Raw genomic sequence first — 15,465 nt, forward strand, 5'->3', positions numbered from 1 at the left:
GGGCGTCATGTGTTCCACGTTTCGTCATAGGGGTCGTGCGGTGTGGGCACCGGCTTGGCGCGGGTGACCTCGAGGTACGGGATCGGGCCGTTGTTGACCGGGTCCTCGGTCCGGCGCGGGGTGTAGCGGCCGGTGACCTCCAGCCAGGTGTCCGGGCTCAGGACCGGGGGGACGTTGCCGGTCAGGGCGATCTTGACCGGCTGGGCGTCCGCCGCACAGCAGTTGAGGCCCATGCGGACCAGGTACAGGGAGCCCGCCCGGTCCAGGGTGACGAAGCCGGTGATCTTCAGCTCGCGGTCGCGGAGGGAACGGCCGTCGCCGTAGACCGCGCGGCCCGCGTAGTCGGCCACGCCCAGGCGGAGCGGGCCGTCGGCGGGGAGGTCCGGGAAGCCGAAGGGTTTCTGGAGGGCCGTGCCGGTGTGGGAGGCGCTGTAGGAGCCCAGGGCCGGCGGGGCGACCAGGATCAGGGCCAGGACGGGGAGCGTGAGGAGCCAGGTGACGCGGGGTTCGTGGTGGTGGTCGTGCCCGTGCCCCTGTCCGTCGCTGTCGTGCCCGTGCCCGTGCCCGTCGCCATCTGGCCCGTGCCCGTCGCCATCATGTTCGCCCCCGGCGCCATCGTGGCTGTGCCTGGCGCCATCGTGTCCGTGCCCGCTGCCGCGGCGTTCGTACCAGAGCGTCGCCGCCGCCGTCGCGATCAGTACCACGCCCGCCAGCAGGACCAGTGGGCGCAGGCCCGCCTTGACGTAGCGCAGATAGAGGTCGGTCATGCCGGCGTGCAGCAGCGTGGCGCCCAGGAGGAAGAGGAGGGCGCTCTGGGCCAGGCGGTTCACAGCAGGACCGTTCCGGTCAGGGCCGACACGACGACGGCCAGGGCAAAGGTCGCGGGGGCGAAGCGCAGGGCGAAGGCGCGGCCGAAGGTGCCCGCCTGCATCGCGAAGAGCTTCAGGTCGATCATGGGCCCCACCACCAGGAACGTCAGACGGGCCGTCAGCGAGAACTGGGTCAGCGACGCCGCCACGAACGCGTCCGCCTCCGAGCAGATGGAGAGGAGAACGGCCAGGACGGCGAGGGCCAGGACCGACAGCACGGGGTGTCCGGCCGCCAGTCGCAGCCACTCCGCCGGCACCACCGCCTTGAGCGTCGCCGCGGCCATCGCGCCGATCACCAGGAAGCCGCCCGCGTGTGTCACGTCGTGGCGCACCGAGCCCCAGAAGGCCGCGCCCTTGCCCTGGCCCTCGTACGACGCCCTTTCCGGGGGACGCAGCCAGTCCGTGCGGCCCAGGCGGTGCCAGAGCCAGCCCATCGCGCAGGCCACCAGCAGGCTCGCGACGAAACGGGCCAGGACCATCTCCGGGTTGCCGGGGAAGGCCACGGCCGTCGCCGTCAGCACGATCGGGTTGATGGCGGGCGCGGAGAGGAGGAAAGCCAGCGCCGCCGCGGGTGTGACGCCTCTGCGCACCAGTGCCCCGGCGACCGGCACCGAGGCGCACTCACAGCCCGGCAGCACCGCGCCCGCCGCGCTCGCGACCGGAACCGCGAGGACCGGGCGTTTCGGCAGGGCCCGGGCGAAGAACGACGCCGGCACGAACACCGCGATCGCCGCCGACAGCAGCACGCCGAGGACCAGGAACGGCAGCGCCTGGACCATGACCGCCACGAAGACCGTCATCCAGCTCTGCATCACGGGCGCGGCCAGGGCGCCGCGGATCGGGCCCTGGAACATCACCGCCGTGACCAGCAGAAGGGTCAGCAGGAGGGCGGAGTCGAGGTGTCTGCCCTCGTCCCGGCCTTGCCGGCCGTGCCGGCCTTCCTGGCCTTTCTGGCCTTCCTGGCCTTTCTGGCCTTTCTGGCCTTTCTGGCCTTTCTGGCCTTTCTGGCCTTGCTGGCCTTCCCGGCCTTCCCGGCCCCGGGCCGCCTCGATGTCCCCGTGCTCGCCGCTCTCCCCCGGGACGGTCTTCGTGGTGGCCACGGGCCCGGTACCTCCGGTGGTGCGCATGGGCATGCATTGCCTCCCCTTCGGTACGGACGGACGGGCCCGGGCGTTCAAGCACCTCGGTTCCCTTCTGGAACCAGCCGTCCCGGTGAGGCAGTCTTCTCCCTTGTGGGGAGCGTTCCGAATCAAGGTCAGCCAGGCGAACCGGCCACGCACATGGTCGTATGCGGTGACGACGGGCTCGCCCATCGGCTGGCCGCCGAACTCCGGGGTGTCTACGGCGAACAGGTCACGCTCGTCGTGCCGCCGTCGGGGCGTCGGGTGCGGCAGCCGGTGGTCGGACGGGCCCGGGCCGCCTCCGCGGCCCTGCTCGACCGGGTCAGCGCGGCCGTCAACCGGACGGGCACCGGCAGCGCCGAACCGCCTGCGGCCGAACAGGTCGTGGAGGCCGCCGAGATCACCGAGGCCGTGCTCACCGAGGTGGGCGCGGACCGGGCGGCGGCTCTGGCGCTGGTGTACGACGACGACGAGACCAACATCCGCGCCGCGCTCACGGCCCGCCGGATCAACCCCAGCCTGAGACTCGTACTGCGGCTCTACAACCGGCGGTTGGGACAGCACATCGAGGAACTGCTCGACCAGACGGCGGCCGTGGCCTCCGGGGCGGGACCGGGCACGGGCGTGGACACCTCGACGACCGTGCTGTCCGACGCCGACACGGCCGCGCCCGCGCTGGCCGCCACCGCCCTGGTCGGCACCAGCAAGGTCGTCCAGACGGAGGGGCTCGTCCTGCGGGCCGTGGAGCGGCAGCCGCCGCGGCCGGGCGAGGTGGCCGACCCGGGGCTGTGCACCCTGGCGCTGCTGTCCGCGACGAGCAACGACCCGGCCGGTGCCGACGGTTCCGAGAGCAGCGGGGAGCACGGGCCTCAACTGCTCCCGGACGAGATGGCGGTGGCGTCCGCGACGGGGCGCGGGACCGTCGTCCTGGAGCAGGTGTCGTACTCCGGGCCGTCGCTGTCCTCCGGGCGGGGCGGTGTGCCGCCGTTCGCCTCGCTGTTCTCGCGGCGGCTGCGGTGGTCGCTGGCGGGGCTGGTCGGGTGTGTGCTCGCGCTCGCCGTCGCGTTGATGTTCGTGACCGGGGAGCATCCCCTGTACGCCACGTACGTCACGCTCCTCGACCTCTTCGGCATCAACGATCCCGCGTACCACGAGTCCACCGGGCGGCAGGTCCTGCAACTGCTGTCCGGGCTGGTCGGGTTGCTGCTGCTGCCGGTGCTGCTGGCCGCGGTGCTGGAGGCCCTGGGCACGTTCCGCAGCGCGTCCACCCTGCGCAAGCCCCCTCGGGGGCTCGGCGGGCACGTGGTCCTGCTCGGGCTCGGCAAGATCGGGACGCGGGTGCTGACGCGGCTGCGTGAGCTGCACATTCCCGTGGTGTGCGTCGAGTCCGACCCGGAGGCCAGGGGGATGGCCACGGCGCGGCGGCTGCGGGTGCCGGTGGTGCTCGGGGACGTCACGCAGGAAGGGGTGCTGGAGGCCGCCAAGATCCACCGGGCGCACGCGCTGCTGGCGCTGACCAGTGCGGACACGACGAATCTGGAGGCCTCGCTGTACGCGCGGTCCGTGCGGCCCGATCTGCGGGTCGTGCTGCGGCTGTACGACGACGACTTCGCGACCGCCGTGTACCGGACCCTGCGGGCCGCGCATCCCTTCGCCCTCACCCGGAGCCGGAGTGTGTCCCATCTGGCCGCGCCCGCGTTCGCCGGGGCGATGATGGGGCGGCAGATTCTGGGGGCGATCCCGGTGGAGCGGCGGGTGCTGCTGTTCGCGGAGGTGGAGGTGGCCGGGCATCCGCAGCTGGAGGGCAGGACGGTGGCGGAGGCGTTCCGGGGCGGGGCCTGGCGGGTGCTGGCGCTCAATACGGCACCTCCTGGGGGGCGGCGGAGTGAAGGTGAGAGTGCGGAGGAGGAGGGTGCGCCGGCCTCGGGGCTGGTGTGGGATCTGCCTCCTACGTATGTGCTGGGGGCTGGGGACCGGGTGGTGCTGGCGGCGACTCGGCGGGGGTTGGCGGAGTTGCTGGGGCGGAGGAGGCGGGAGCGGGCGGGCACGTAGACGCCGGTTCGCTGCGCGGCTCGGCGTTACGAGGTGCCCGGCGTTGGCGCTGAGGCCGGGGCGTTGCGCAACCCGGCGCAGCGGGGTGCCGCCCGCGCCCACCCGTGCCGCCCCTGGCGGCACGCATGCCCGCGGATTGACGCGCCCCCGAGCTACTCGGCGCTCCCCCGCTCCCTCAGGTACCTCTCCGCGAACTCCAGTTCCAGCCGCACCTGCTTGATCCGTTCGTCCACGACCAAGGACCCGTGCCCGGCGTCATAGCGGTACACCTCGTGGATCGCGCTTCGCTTCTCCAGGCGTTTGACGTAGTTCTCGATCTGGCGGATCGGGCAGCGCGGGTCGTTGACGCCGGCCGAGATGTAGACCGGGGCCTTGACCTGGTCGACGTAGGTCAGAGGAGAGGACGCCTCGAAGCGGTCGGGGACCTCCTCCGGGGTGCCGCCGAGGAGGGTGCGGTCCATCGCCTTCAGCGCTTCCATCTCGTCGTGGTACGCCGTGACGTAGTCGGCGACGGGGACCGCCGCGATGCCCAGCGTCCACGCGTCGGGCTGGACGCCGAGGCCGAGGAGGGTGAGGTAGCCGCCCCAGGAGCCGCCGGTGAGGACGATGCGGTCGGGGTCGGCGAGGCCGGAGCTGACGGCCCATTCCCGGACCGCGGCGATGTCCTCCAGCTCGATGAGGCCCACACGGTGCTTCAGGGCGTCGGTCCAGGCACGGCCGTAGCCCGTCGAGCCGCGGTAGTTGACCCGGACCACCGCGTAGCCGTGGTCGACCCAGGCCGCCGGGCCCGCCGCGAAGGAGTCGTTGTCGTGCCAGGTCGGGCCGCCGTGGATGTCGAAGACCGTGGGGAGCGGGCCGGTGGTGCCCTCCGGCTTCTGGACCAGTGCGTGGATGCGGCCGCCGGGGCCCTCCACCCACACGTCCTCCACCGGCACCGAGCCGGGTGACTTCATGCCGGGCGGGTCGAGCACGACACCGCCCGTCGTGGAGCGCAGCGCCGACGGTTCGGCCGCCGAGGACCACAGGTACTCCACGCTGCCGTCGGGCCGGGCCGTGGCGCCGGAGACCGTGCCGGGCGGGGTCGGGATCTCCACCAGGGCGCGGCTCGAGAGGTCGTAGCGGAACAGCTCGCTGCGGGCCTCGAAGCCGTGCACGATGAGCAGGCCGGTGCCGTCCGGGTACCACTCGGCGCCGACGTCACCGGGAAGCTCCAGCGCCAGGTCCGTCTCCTCGCCCGAGGCAACGTCCCACACCAGGGGCTCCCAGCGGCCGCGTCGCTGGTGGCCGATGAGGAGACGGGTGTCGCCGTCGACGGGGGCGAAGCCGAGGACCTCGAGGCCGAGCTCGCGCGTACCGCCCTCGGTGTCGTCGAGGTCGGCGACCGGGGTGCCGTCGGGGCGCAGGACGCGCAGGGCCGAGTGCATCGCGTCGCCGTGCTCGGTGTGCTCGACGGCGATGAGCGAGCCGTCGTGGGAGAGGTCGCCGACGCCGGCGGACTCACGGTGACGGTAGATCTCCACCGGGTCCTCGCCGGTGCGGACGAGGTGGATCGTCGTACCGTCCTCGTCCGTCGAGCGGCCCACGACCGCCGTGCGCCCGTCGCGGCCGAGGGCGAGGCCCGCCGGATAGGAGGCCTCGAGGCCCGCGGCGGCCGGTTCGTCCGCACCGCCCGTGAACGGCTGGCGGCGCCACACGCCGAACTCGTCGCCGTCCTTGTCGTCGAACCACCAGATCCACGCGCCGTCCGGCGACAGCACGCCGTCCGTCGTGCCGTTCGGCCGGTCCGTCACCTGGCGCTGGTCGCCCGTCGACCGGTCCCACGCGTACAGCTCGTACGTCCCTGTCGCGTTCGACACGAACAGGGAGCGGTCCGGCGCGTCCTCCGCCCAGTCGGGCAGGGACACCCGGGGCGCCCGAAAGCGCTTTTCCCAGTCCGGCATCCGCTCCTGCTGTCCCGCCTGTACCACTTGTTCGTGCTGGTCCCGCGGGTCCCGCTGGTCCCGCGCATCGGACGCGTTGCTCTCAGTCATGGCCCCATACTGCCCGCCTGGACCGACATCGCGCTGCCGAGGCCCTCAGCCTGTGGACAACCTCCACCGGTCCCCCTTCCCGGCAGGGTCCGGAGGAACGGAAAGCGCGTACGGGACAGCGCCCCACCCCGCGGGCGGGAACCGTCCTGCCGCCCCGTACCGTAAGGGTGTGTACCGGTTTCTGCTGACGCCCCGATGGTGGGGGATCAACGTCTTCGTGCTGTTGTCCATCCCCTTCTGCATCTTCATGGGGTCCTGGCAGCTGGGCCGGTTCGAGGACCGCGTGCAGGACCACCGCACCGCGACCGAGCAGGTCTCCGAGGCCCGGCACGAGGCGCCCCGGCCGCTCGCCGAGATGCTGCCGGTGACCAAGGCGACGTCCGGCAAGCAGGTCACCGCGACCGGCCGCTACGGCAAGCAGCTGCTGGTGCCGGGCCGGGAACTCGACGACAAGCAGGGGTACTACGTCCTGACGCTGCTGCGCACCGACTCGGGCGAGGCGCTGCCGGTCGTCCGCGGCTGGCTGCCCGGCTCACCGGACGCGGCCGCGGCCCCCGCCCCGCCCACCGGTGAGGTCACGGTCACGGGGGCGCTTCAGGCATCCGAGTCCCCGGGCGCCAACGGCGTCAGCGCGCAGGGCGGCCTGCCGTCCGGGCAGACCGCGGCGATCAGCGCGGCATCCCTGGTGAACCTGGTGTCGTACGACGTGTACGACGCGTGGGTCACGCTCGCCAAGGGCGACTCGGGCATGAAGGCGGTGCCCGCGAGCGCCCCGCCGGACTCGGGGCTGGACCTGAAGGCGTTCCAGAACCTCGGCTACACCGCCGAGTGGTTCGCCTTCGTCGGGTTCGTGATCTTCATGTGGTTCCGGTTGCTGCGGCGCGAGGTGGAGTTCGCCCGGGACGCGGAGCTGGGCCTGGTCCAGGAGGACGAGGAAGAGGAGCGCGTGGTCGCCTGACGAGGCGACCACCCCTGCTCGGCGAGGCCGGCCGGTCGCCCTGGAGAGGCAGGCCTGCGCGCCGCAGGCCTACGCGCCCGCCAGCACGCCCGTCCAGTACACGGTCCCCGCGCACGCGTTGGACACCGTGACCGAGCTCGCGCCCGCGCCGGTACCCGGCGTGTACGTCACCGCCACGCTGCCGTCGGTCGTGCCGTCCTCCGTGGCCAGCTGCGGGGCCGTGCCCGTGTCGCCGCCGGTGGAGGTGCCGCCCGTCTCCGTCGTGTCGCCCGACGGGGTGGGGTCGGGGCTGGGGTCGCCGGGGCCGCCGACGCTGCCGCCGGGGGTGGGGCAGGTCTCCGTGGGGACCCAGGCGAACTTCACGTCGTAGGCGGCTCCGGGCGCGAGCACCAGCTGGGCCGCCTCCAGGGACGGGTCGGGCAGGCCCGCCGCCGCGTCCCCGGCCGCGTGCCGGGCCGTGCTCACCTTGCTGATGTCGGCCGTGCCCTGCGGAAGCGCGCTCACCGAGCCGGGGCCGGTGACCGTGCAGCTCGCCGCGGAGACGTTGGTGACGCGGAAGGAGCCGTAGACCGCGCCCGTGGAGTCGGGGGCGGCGCTGCTTCCGCTGGCGGGACCGAGCTGGGCCGCGGTGCACGCCGCGATGCCGGCGGCGGTGGTGGAGGAGGGGTCGGCGCCCTGGGTCGCGCCGGTGGTGGCGCCGGGGCCCTTGCCCTTGTCCTCCTCCTTCTTGTCGCCCTTTTCCTTGCCCTCGGTCTTGCCGGAGGAGCTGCCCGTGCTGCTCTCCCCGCCGTCCGGTCCCTTGCCCTCGCTCGCGCCGCCCTGGGTCTCGGAGGCGTGGCCGATGGCGGACGGGTTGGCGTCGGAGCCGGTGGAGTTGGACACGTGCACGAGCGCGGGGACGGCGGTGCCGATGAAGAGGCACGCGGCGGCCATGCCGACGACGGCCTGCCGCTTGCGGGTCCGCCGCTGGGGCACCGCCTTCCGGAGGTACTCCAGCGTGCCGTCGCGCGGTTCCACCTCCTGCACCACTTGGTGCAGCATCGTGCGCAGGTCCAGCTCGTCCGAGTCGAACCCCTCGGGGCTCTGGTCGTCGGGGCCGTGGTTCACAGTTCCGTTCCCAGCGTGCGATTGCTTCGGATCTTGCCCGTGCAGCCTGGTCGGCTCATGCCGGTCGCGCCCGTCCCGGCCCGCGCCGCCGTCCGAGGCGCTCATGCCGGCGCCTCCATGGCCAGCCGGAGCGCCGCGATGCCGCGCGAGCCGTATGCCTTGACCGAGCCCAGGGATATGCCGAGGGCCTCGGCGACCTGCGCCTCGGTCATGTCCGCGAAGTAGCGCAGCACCAGCACCTCGCGCTGGCGGCGCTGCAGACCCTTCATCGCCTTGATGAGGGAGTCGCGCTCCAGCTGGTCGTAGGCGCCTTCCTCGGCACTGGCCATGTCGGGCATGGGCTTCGACAGCAGCTTCAGGCCGAGTATGCGGCGGCGCAGCGCGGAACGCGAGAGGTTGACGACCGTCTGCCGCAGGTAGGCCAGGGTCTTCTCGGGGTCGCGGACCCGCTTGCGGGCCGAGTGAACCCGGATGAAGGCCTCCTGGACGACGTCCTCGCAGGAGGCGGTGTCGTCGAGGAGGAGGGCGGCGAGACCCAGCAGCGAGCGGTAGTGCGCGCGGTAGGTCTCGGTGAGGTGGTCGACGGTGGTGCCGGCCGCCGCGTCGTCCTCGGCGCCGTCGCGCTGGTTCGGTATGCGGGCCGGCCGCGCTGCGGGCACGGGCGCGATCACCGGCATGCCACCGGGCGTACCGGCCATGCGGGGTCGTAGAGCCGCCGGACGGGGCGGTCGTAGGACCGTGCCGCGTGCCGCGCTGAAGTCGAGTACCTCTGCCACGCCTGTTGGACACGCTCACCCCTGTGAGGGTTGTACGTGCCGGGCGTCACTTTCACGCCGACCGTCGCCGTCGACGGTCTACCCGCGTCAGGCAGCACAACAGATGGTGCGTCAAATGCCCTCATGCGTCCCGCTCTTCCCCTATGTCCAATTGTGAACGGACGTCCCCACGCCCGGTTCCAGGCGTCCCCACGCCTGATGAAGCGCTTGCACGGCCGAAGGGCGACCGCAAAGACGCTCCCCGCCCTCCGCACGGTTGCGGGGGACGGGGAGATAAATCCTCTGATGCCGAAGCGCCGCGGACAAGTGGTCCGGACCATCGATCAGCTCACATGTCGCACACAGATCCTACAAACCGCCCACGATCAGGACAGCTCGGCGGCCACCACCTCGGCGATCTGCGCGGTGTTGAGCGCGGAGCCCTTGCGCAGGTTGTCCCCGCACACGAAGAGTTCGAGCGCCGTGGGGTCGTCCAGCGCCCGCCGCACCCGTCCGACCCAGGTCGGGTCGGTGCCGACGACGTCGGCGGGGGTCGGGAACTCCCCGGCCGCCGGGTTGTCGAACAGCACGACACCGGGCGCCGTGGCGAGGATCTCGCGGGCCTTGTCGACGGTGACCTCGCCCTCGAAGCGGGCGTGCACGGTCAGCGAGTGCGTGGTGATCACCGGCACCCGGACACAGGTGACGGCCACGGGCAGATCGGGCAGGCCGAGGATCTTGCGGGACTCGTCCCGGACCTTCAGCTCCTCGGAGGACCAGCCGTCGTCGCGCGCCGAACCGGCCCAGGGCACGACGTTCAGCGCGACCGGCTCCGGGAACGGCCCGGTGTTGTCTCCGACGGCCCGCCGTACGTCACCGGGGCTGGTGCCCAGCTCCGTGCCGGCGACCAGGGACAGCTGCTGGCGCAGGGTGGTCACGCCCGCGCGCCCGGCGCCGCTGACCGCCTGGTACGAGGAGGCGACGAGCTCGCGCAGCCCGAACTCGGCGTGCAGCGCGCCCAGGGCCACGATCATGGAGAGCGTCGTGCAGCTGGGGTTGGCGATGATCCCGCGCGGCCGCATCCGCACGGCGTGCGGGTTGACCTCGGGTACGACCAGCGGCACGTCCGGGTCCATCCGGAACGCGCCGGAGTTGTCGACCACCACCGCGCCCTTGGCGACCGCCAGGGGCGCCCACCGCTCGGCGACCTCGTCGGGGACGTCGAACATCGCGACGTCGACCCCGTCGAAGGCGTCCTCGGTGAGCGCCATGACCTCGGTCTCCTCGCCGCGCACGGCCAGCTTGCGGCCGGCCGAGCGGGGGGAGGCGATCAGCCGGATCTCGCCCCAGACGTCGGCACGCTGGGACAGGATCTGGCGCATGACCGTGCCGACGGCCCCGGTCGCGCCCACCACGGCGAGCGTCGGACGCCCGGACCTGCCGGTCCGGGCGTCCTGTCGGAGGTGGGCCATCAGCGGCCGGTGCCCCCGTAGACGACTGCCTCGTCGCTGTCGGAGTCGAGCCCGAACGCGGAGTGCACGGCGCGGACGGCCTCGGGCACGTCGTCGGCGCGCGTGACGACCGAGATGCGGATCTCGGAGGTCGAGATCAGCTCGATGTTCACGCCCGCGTCGGACAGCGCGCCGAAGAAGTCGGCCGTGACACCCGGGTTCGTCTTCATGCCGGCGCCGACCAGGGAGATCTTGCCGATCTGGTCGTCGTAGCGCAGCGAGTCGAAGCCGATGCCGGACTTGTTCTTCTCCAGCGCGTCGATGGCCTTGCGGCCGTCGGTCTTCGGCAGCGTGAAGGAGATGTCCGTCAGGCCCGTGGAGGCCGCGGACACGTTCTGCACGACCATGTCGATGTTGAGCTCGGCGTCGGCGATCGTGCGGAAGATCGAAGCCGCCTCGCCCGGCTTGTCCGGCACACCGACGACCGTGACCTTGGCCTCGGAGGTGTCGTGCGCGACACCGGAGATGAGAGCCTGCTCCACCTGCTTCTCCCCTTGCTGCTGCTTCTTCTGAACGACTGGCTCGTTGCTGACCCACGTGCCCTGGAGTCCGCTGAAGCTGGACCGGACGTGGATCGGGATGTTGTACCGGCGGGCGTACTCCACGCAACGGTGGAGCAGCACCTTCGATCCGGACGCCGCCAGTTCGAGCATGTCCTCGAAGGAGATCCAGTCGATCTTCCGGGCCTTGGTCACCACGCGCGGGTCGGCGGTGAACACGCCGTCGACGTCGGTGTAGATCTCGCAGACGTCGGCGTCGAGGGCGGCGGCGAGAGCCACCGCCGTGGTGTCGGAGCCGCCGCGGCCGAGGGTGGTGATGTCCTTGGTGTCCTGGCTGACGCCCTGGAAACCGGCCACGATCGCGATGTTGCCGTCGTCCACCGAGGTCTTGATCCGGCCCGGCGTGACATCGATGATGCGCGCTTTGTTGTGGACCGAGTCGGTGATGACACCTGCCTGGCTTCCGGTGAACGACTGGGCCTCGTGGCCCAGCTTTTTGATCGCCATGGCCAGCAACGCCATGGAGATCCGCTCTCCGGCCGTCAGCAGCATGTCGAGCTCGCGCCCGGCAGGCATCGGGGATACCTGCTCGGCGAGATCGATCAGCTCGTCCGTCGTGTCGCCCATCGCGGAAACGACGGCAACCACCTGGTTGCCGTTCTGCTTCGCTTCCACGATTCGCTTGGCGACGCGCTTGATGCCCTCGGCATCGGCTACGGAGGAGCCTCCGTACTTCTGCACGACAAGGCCCACGTGCGCTCCTCGCTCAATCCGTCTCTATCCGCTCATACGCATTCGTACCGCGGTCGGCTCAGTCTAACGAGCGTCCGAAAATCCCCTCCGCGATATCGCATGGTGAGATTTCCGGGGTACTCGTTCAGAGCTGCTCATGCCCACCTGGGCACAGGCCACGCGAGAAAGTGCCCGGGGTCACAATCGTCGCTCGGCCGGCCCTGGTGCGCCAACTTTCAAGCACTAGGGTTCGGCTGTGCGCGTACTTCTGGTGGAAGACGATGAGCCGGTCGCCGAATCCCTGCGCCGTGGCCTGAAGCGCTACGGCTTCGAGGTCGAATGGGTGACCACCGGCGCGGCGGCGCTCCGGCACGAGGGCCCCTACGAGGTCGTCCTGCTGGATCTGGGCCTGCCCGACACCGACGGCCTGGACGTCTGCAAGGCGCTGCGCGAGCGCGGCGACGTCCCGATCATCGTGATCAGCGCCCGCAGCGACGAGACGGACCGGGTGGTGGGGCTGGAGCTCGGCGCGGACGACTACGTGTCCAAGCCGTTCGGGGTCCGCGAGGTCATCGCGCGGATAAGGGCGGTCATGCGCCGCGCGCGGCCCCGCACATCCGCCGCCGAGGCAGGGCCGGACCACTACGGACCCCGACTGACCATCGACCGCAAGGCCGCCCGGGTCCGCCTGGCCGGCGCGGAGGTGGCCCTCGCGCCCAAGGAGTACGACCTGCTGGCCTTCCTCACCGAGGAGCCCGGGGCGCTGATGTCGCGCGAGCAGATCATGGAGGCGGTCTGGGACGCGAACTGGTTCGGGCCGACCAAGACGCTGGACGTGCATGTGGCGGCGCTGCGGCGCAAGCTCGCCGGGGCGATCACGATCGAGGCGGTGCGCGGGGTCGGCTTCCGGCTGGAGATCGTCAAGGACGACGGGGCTTCATGAACCGGCAGCTCATCCGGAGTTACATCCTCCTGGTCGCGGTGGCGATCTTCCTGTTCACGGTGCCGGTGGCGTTCACCCTCACCAAACAGCTGCGGGACGACACCAAGCAGTCCGTCCTGCGCGAGGCGAACACGATGGCGCTGCTACTGAGCAACGGAACCGGCGCCTCGTGCGAGGCCCTGACCGAGGTGGCCAGGGCGTACGGCGACGTACAGGCGACCCCCACCGCCTCCTGTGACCCGAAGCTGCCGGAGCCCACCGCGGACGAGGCACTGGCCCGGGCCACGGAGAAGAACGAGGTGACCACGGACTGGGGTTCCGACTTCGTCTGGGGCGAGCACCTGAATGTCACCGTCCCCGCGCGGGGGGACGCGGCCGTGCGGATCGTCTACTCGACCTCGGACATGACCAAGCGGCTCTGGCAGATCTGGGGCTTCCGGGCCGGGCTCGCGGTGGTCGTGCTCGCGGCGGCCGCCGCCATCGGCGCGTTCGCCGCCCGCCGTATCACCCGGCCGCTGCGCCAGCTCAACGACATGGCCAGCAAGTTCAGCGACGGCGACCTGACGGCCCGCTCCCCGGTGACCGGGCCGCCGGAGACGCAGACCCTCGCCCGCACCCTCAACCAGGGCGCGGAACGCCTGGACACGCTGATCGCGGCCCAGCGCATCTTCGTGGCGGACGCGTCCCATCAACTGCGCACCCCGCTCACCGCGCTGCGGCTGTCCCTGGACAACATCGCGGACGGCGTGGACGACGAGTTCGTACGCGAGGACGTGGAGCAGGCGACGGCGGAGGTCGTCCGCATGAGCCGGCTGGTCAACGGCCTGCTGGTGCTGGCCCGGGCCGAGGCCAAGGTGGCGGCGGCCGAGCCGCTCCCGCTGATGGACCTCGTGCGGGAACGGCTCGCCGTGTGGAGGCCGGCCGCCGACGAGCGCGGAGTCACCATCGCGCTCAGGGGGAGTATCGACGGCCGGCCGTCTGTGCTGGCCAGCCCCGGTCATCTGGACCAGATGCTGGACAACGTGCTCTCCAATGCCCTGGAGGTGTCACCGGACGGCGGGACGATCACCGTGCGGGTCGACCCCCGGGGCGATGTGGTCGGGGTGTCGGTCCTGGACGAGGGACCCGGTATGTCGGACACCGAGAAGTCCCGCGCCTTCGACCGTTTCTGGCGGGGCCAGGGCCTGACCGGGAAGTCCGGCTCCGGCCTGGGCCTCTCCGTCGTCCGGCAGCTGGCGACGGACGACGGCGGCACCGTGGCACTGACGGACGCCCCGGGCAGCGGCCTGTGCGTGACGATCACACTCCGGGCGGCACCCCACCGGGGCGGCGGCTGACGCGGCGGCCGGGGCGGCTCACCCCTCCGGCATCTTCGAGGAGTGGTGGTTCACGATCAGCCACCTGCCGTTCGGCTGCTTCTCGTAGGCGTAGGTGTAGCGGGCCTTGACGGTGCTCTTCTCGCCCGTCTCGTGGTCGGTGAGCGCGAACTCGTACACACCCGTGTCGATCACGGTGTCGCGGTCGAGGATGTCGACCACCGACTCGACCTTCTTCCCGACCGGCTTGTTCTGGAGGAAGTGCTCGAAGTAGTCGACGATCTCGGCTCTGTCGGTGCGGACGTTGTTCGACACGGTCGGCAGCAGGACCGCGTCCTTGGCATACAGGTCGGCGACCTTCTCCGGGTCGCCGGTCCCCAGCGCGGCGTTCCAGTTGTCGAACAGTCCGAGCACCTGCGCCTTGGTGACCGTCCTGCCGGACTTCTTGCTCTCGCTCCCGGAGTCGGCTCCGGCGACCCCGGCACCGGCGGCGAAGGTGCCGGCGGCGAGAACGACCACGCCGGTGGCGACGGCGACGCGCTTGCGTATGGAGGTGGCTGCGGGGCGGCGGGTCATGTGCGTCTCCGGTGGGATCGGGGCGAGTTGGTGAAGTGACTCCAGACTCGCGTTCCACCGGTCAGGGCCCGTGCAGCGGACGTACAGGGGAGATCCAAGACGGCCCCAATTCACGCGGAGTGACCCTGCCCCAGGCGCTACTGTCCGCACATGGAGATATTGCGCTACGTGGCATTCAGTACGGATCCCGAGGGCGGCAACCCGGCAGGTGTGGTGCTGGACGCGGCCGGGGCCGACGACGCGGCGATGCTGGCGACGGCGGCCGAAGTCGGTTACTCCGAGACGGCGTTCGTGGTCGCGTCCGACGACGACACCCTGGACGTGCGGTACTTCAGCCCGCTCGCCGAGGTGCCGTTCTGCGGCCACGCGACGATCGCCACGGCCGTGGCCCACGCGGAGCGGCACGGCACCGGGCGCCTGCTGCTGCGCACCGCGGCGGGCCCGGTCACCGTCACCACCGACCGGTCGGCGGACGGCACCCTGGTGGCGACCCTGGTGAGCGTCGCCCCTCGTACGGCACCGGTCGAGGAGGGCGACCTGGCCGAGCTGCTGGCGATCCTGGGCTGGTCCGAGGCGGACCTGGACCCGGCGCTGCCTCCCCGGGTGGCCTTCGCCGGGGCCTGGCATCCGGTCCTCGCCGCCGCGAGCCGGGAGCGGCTGGCCCGCCTGGACTACGACATGGCGGAACTCGGCACGCTCATGGCCCGCAGGGGCTGGACCACGATCGACCTGGTCCGGCGGGAGTCCCCCACCGTCTTCCACGCCCGCAACCCGTTCCCGCCGGGCGGTGTGCCGGAGGACCCGGCCACGGGAGCCGCGGCGGCGGCGTTCGGCGGCTATCTGCGGGAACTGGGCCTCGTACCGACCCCGGCCACCCTGACGGTCCACCAGGGCGTGGACATGGGGCGGCCGAGCACGATCACGGTGACGGTACCGGCGGAGGCGGACACCGGAATCGCCGTGACCGGCCCGGCCGTACGGCTCTGACGCGGACC

General features: G+C 71.8%; 13 protein-coding genes. 5 read left to right on the forward strand and 8 right to left on the reverse strand.

What is annotated here, in order from left to right; genetic code table 11:
• Positions 1-5: 5 nt before the first annotated feature.
• Entirely contained in the window at positions 6-830 is an 825-nt protein-coding gene (locus tag ACFT32_RS20855) for a TIGR03943 family putative permease subunit (protein ID WP_382491189.1), read from the reverse strand.
• Positions 827-2,002 carry a permease gene (locus ACFT32_RS20860; protein ID WP_382491192.1) on the reverse strand — a complete coding sequence of 392 codons (1,176 nt, stop codon included), beginning with the start codon at positions 2,000-2,002 and terminating at the stop codon, positions 827-829. Before ACFT32_RS20860 ends, ACFT32_RS20855 begins: the two co-directional genes overlap by 4 nt.
• Positions 2,003-2,149: 147 nt before the next feature.
• Between ACFT32_RS20860 and ACFT32_RS20865 the strand changes: the two genes are divergently transcribed.
• Positions 2,150-4,042: an NAD-binding protein gene (locus tag ACFT32_RS20865; RefSeq protein WP_382491195.1), complete on the forward strand. Its 1,893-nt coding sequence runs from the start codon at positions 2,150-2,152 to the stop codon at positions 4,040-4,042.
• Between the two features lie 152 nt (positions 4,043-4,194).
• Here ACFT32_RS20865 and ACFT32_RS20870 read toward each other — a convergent pair whose 3' ends face one another.
• The gene (locus ACFT32_RS20870) at positions 4,195-6,072 is read right to left on the reverse strand and encodes a S9 family peptidase (protein ID WP_382491198.1); all 1,878 of its coding nucleotides are present in this window, start codon (positions 6,070-6,072) and stop codon (positions 4,195-4,197) included.
• A gap of 169 nt (positions 6,073-6,241) precedes the next feature.
• On the opposite strand from ACFT32_RS20870, the gene ACFT32_RS20875 reads away from it, so the two are divergent.
• A complete protein-coding gene (locus ACFT32_RS20875) occupies positions 6,242-7,030 on the forward strand; it encodes an SURF1 family protein (protein ID WP_382491201.1) in 789 nt (262 codons plus the stop codon).
• A 69-nt stretch (positions 7,031-7,099) separates the two neighbouring features.
• On the opposite strand, the gene ACFT32_RS20880 is transcribed toward ACFT32_RS20875, so the two are convergent.
• The 4 genes from ACFT32_RS20880 to ACFT32_RS20895 form a co-directional block, all read right to left on the reverse strand.
• A complete protein-coding gene (locus ACFT32_RS20880; RefSeq protein WP_382491203.1) occupies positions 7,100-8,137 on the reverse strand; it encodes a hypothetical protein in 1,038 nt (345 codons plus the stop codon).
• A gap of 101 nt (positions 8,138-8,238) precedes the next feature.
• Positions 8,239-8,814, reverse strand: a complete 576-nt coding sequence (locus ACFT32_RS20885) for a SigE family RNA polymerase sigma factor (protein WP_382492703.1) — start codon at positions 8,812-8,814, stop codon at positions 8,239-8,241.
• 464 nt (positions 8,815-9,278) lie between these two features.
• Positions 9,279-10,364, reverse strand: a complete 1,086-nt coding sequence (locus ACFT32_RS20890; protein ID WP_382491212.1) for an aspartate-semialdehyde dehydrogenase — start codon at positions 10,362-10,364, stop codon at positions 9,279-9,281.
• Entirely contained in the window at positions 10,364-11,656 is a 1,293-nt protein-coding gene (locus ACFT32_RS20895) for an aspartate kinase (RefSeq protein ID WP_382491215.1), read from the reverse strand. The genes ACFT32_RS20890 and ACFT32_RS20895 overlap by 1 nt, the downstream gene beginning before the upstream one ends.
• A 235-nt stretch (positions 11,657-11,891) precedes the next feature.
• Here ACFT32_RS20895 and ACFT32_RS20900 point away from each other — a divergent pair, with 235 nt between their 5' ends.
• Positions 11,892-12,578 carry a response regulator transcription factor gene (locus ACFT32_RS20900; RefSeq protein ID WP_382491218.1) on the forward strand — a complete coding sequence of 229 codons (687 nt, stop codon included), beginning with the start codon at positions 11,892-11,894 and terminating at the stop codon, positions 12,576-12,578.
• On the forward strand, positions 12,575-13,915 hold the full coding sequence (locus tag ACFT32_RS20905) for a sensor histidine kinase (RefSeq protein ID WP_382491220.1): 1,341 nt from the start codon (positions 12,575-12,577) through the stop codon (positions 13,913-13,915). Before ACFT32_RS20900 ends, ACFT32_RS20905 begins: the two co-directional genes overlap by 4 nt.
• An 18-nt stretch (positions 13,916-13,933) precedes the next feature.
• Here ACFT32_RS20905 and ACFT32_RS20910 read toward each other — a convergent pair whose 3' ends face one another.
• On the reverse strand, positions 13,934-14,470 hold the full coding sequence (locus ACFT32_RS20910) for an SgcJ/EcaC family oxidoreductase (RefSeq protein WP_382491223.1): 537 nt from the start codon (positions 14,468-14,470) through the stop codon (positions 13,934-13,936).
• 150 nt (positions 14,471-14,620) lie between these two features.
• Between ACFT32_RS20910 and ACFT32_RS20915 the strand changes: the two genes are divergently transcribed.
• Entirely contained in the window at positions 14,621-15,457 is an 837-nt protein-coding gene (locus ACFT32_RS20915; protein ID WP_382491225.1) for a PhzF family phenazine biosynthesis protein, read from the forward strand.
• Positions 15,458-15,465: the final 8 nt, after the last annotated feature.

Source organism: Streptomyces sp. NPDC057002, from assembly GCF_042673825.1.
Classification (GTDB): domain Bacteria; phylum Actinomycetota; class Actinomycetes; order Streptomycetales; family Streptomycetaceae; genus Streptomyces.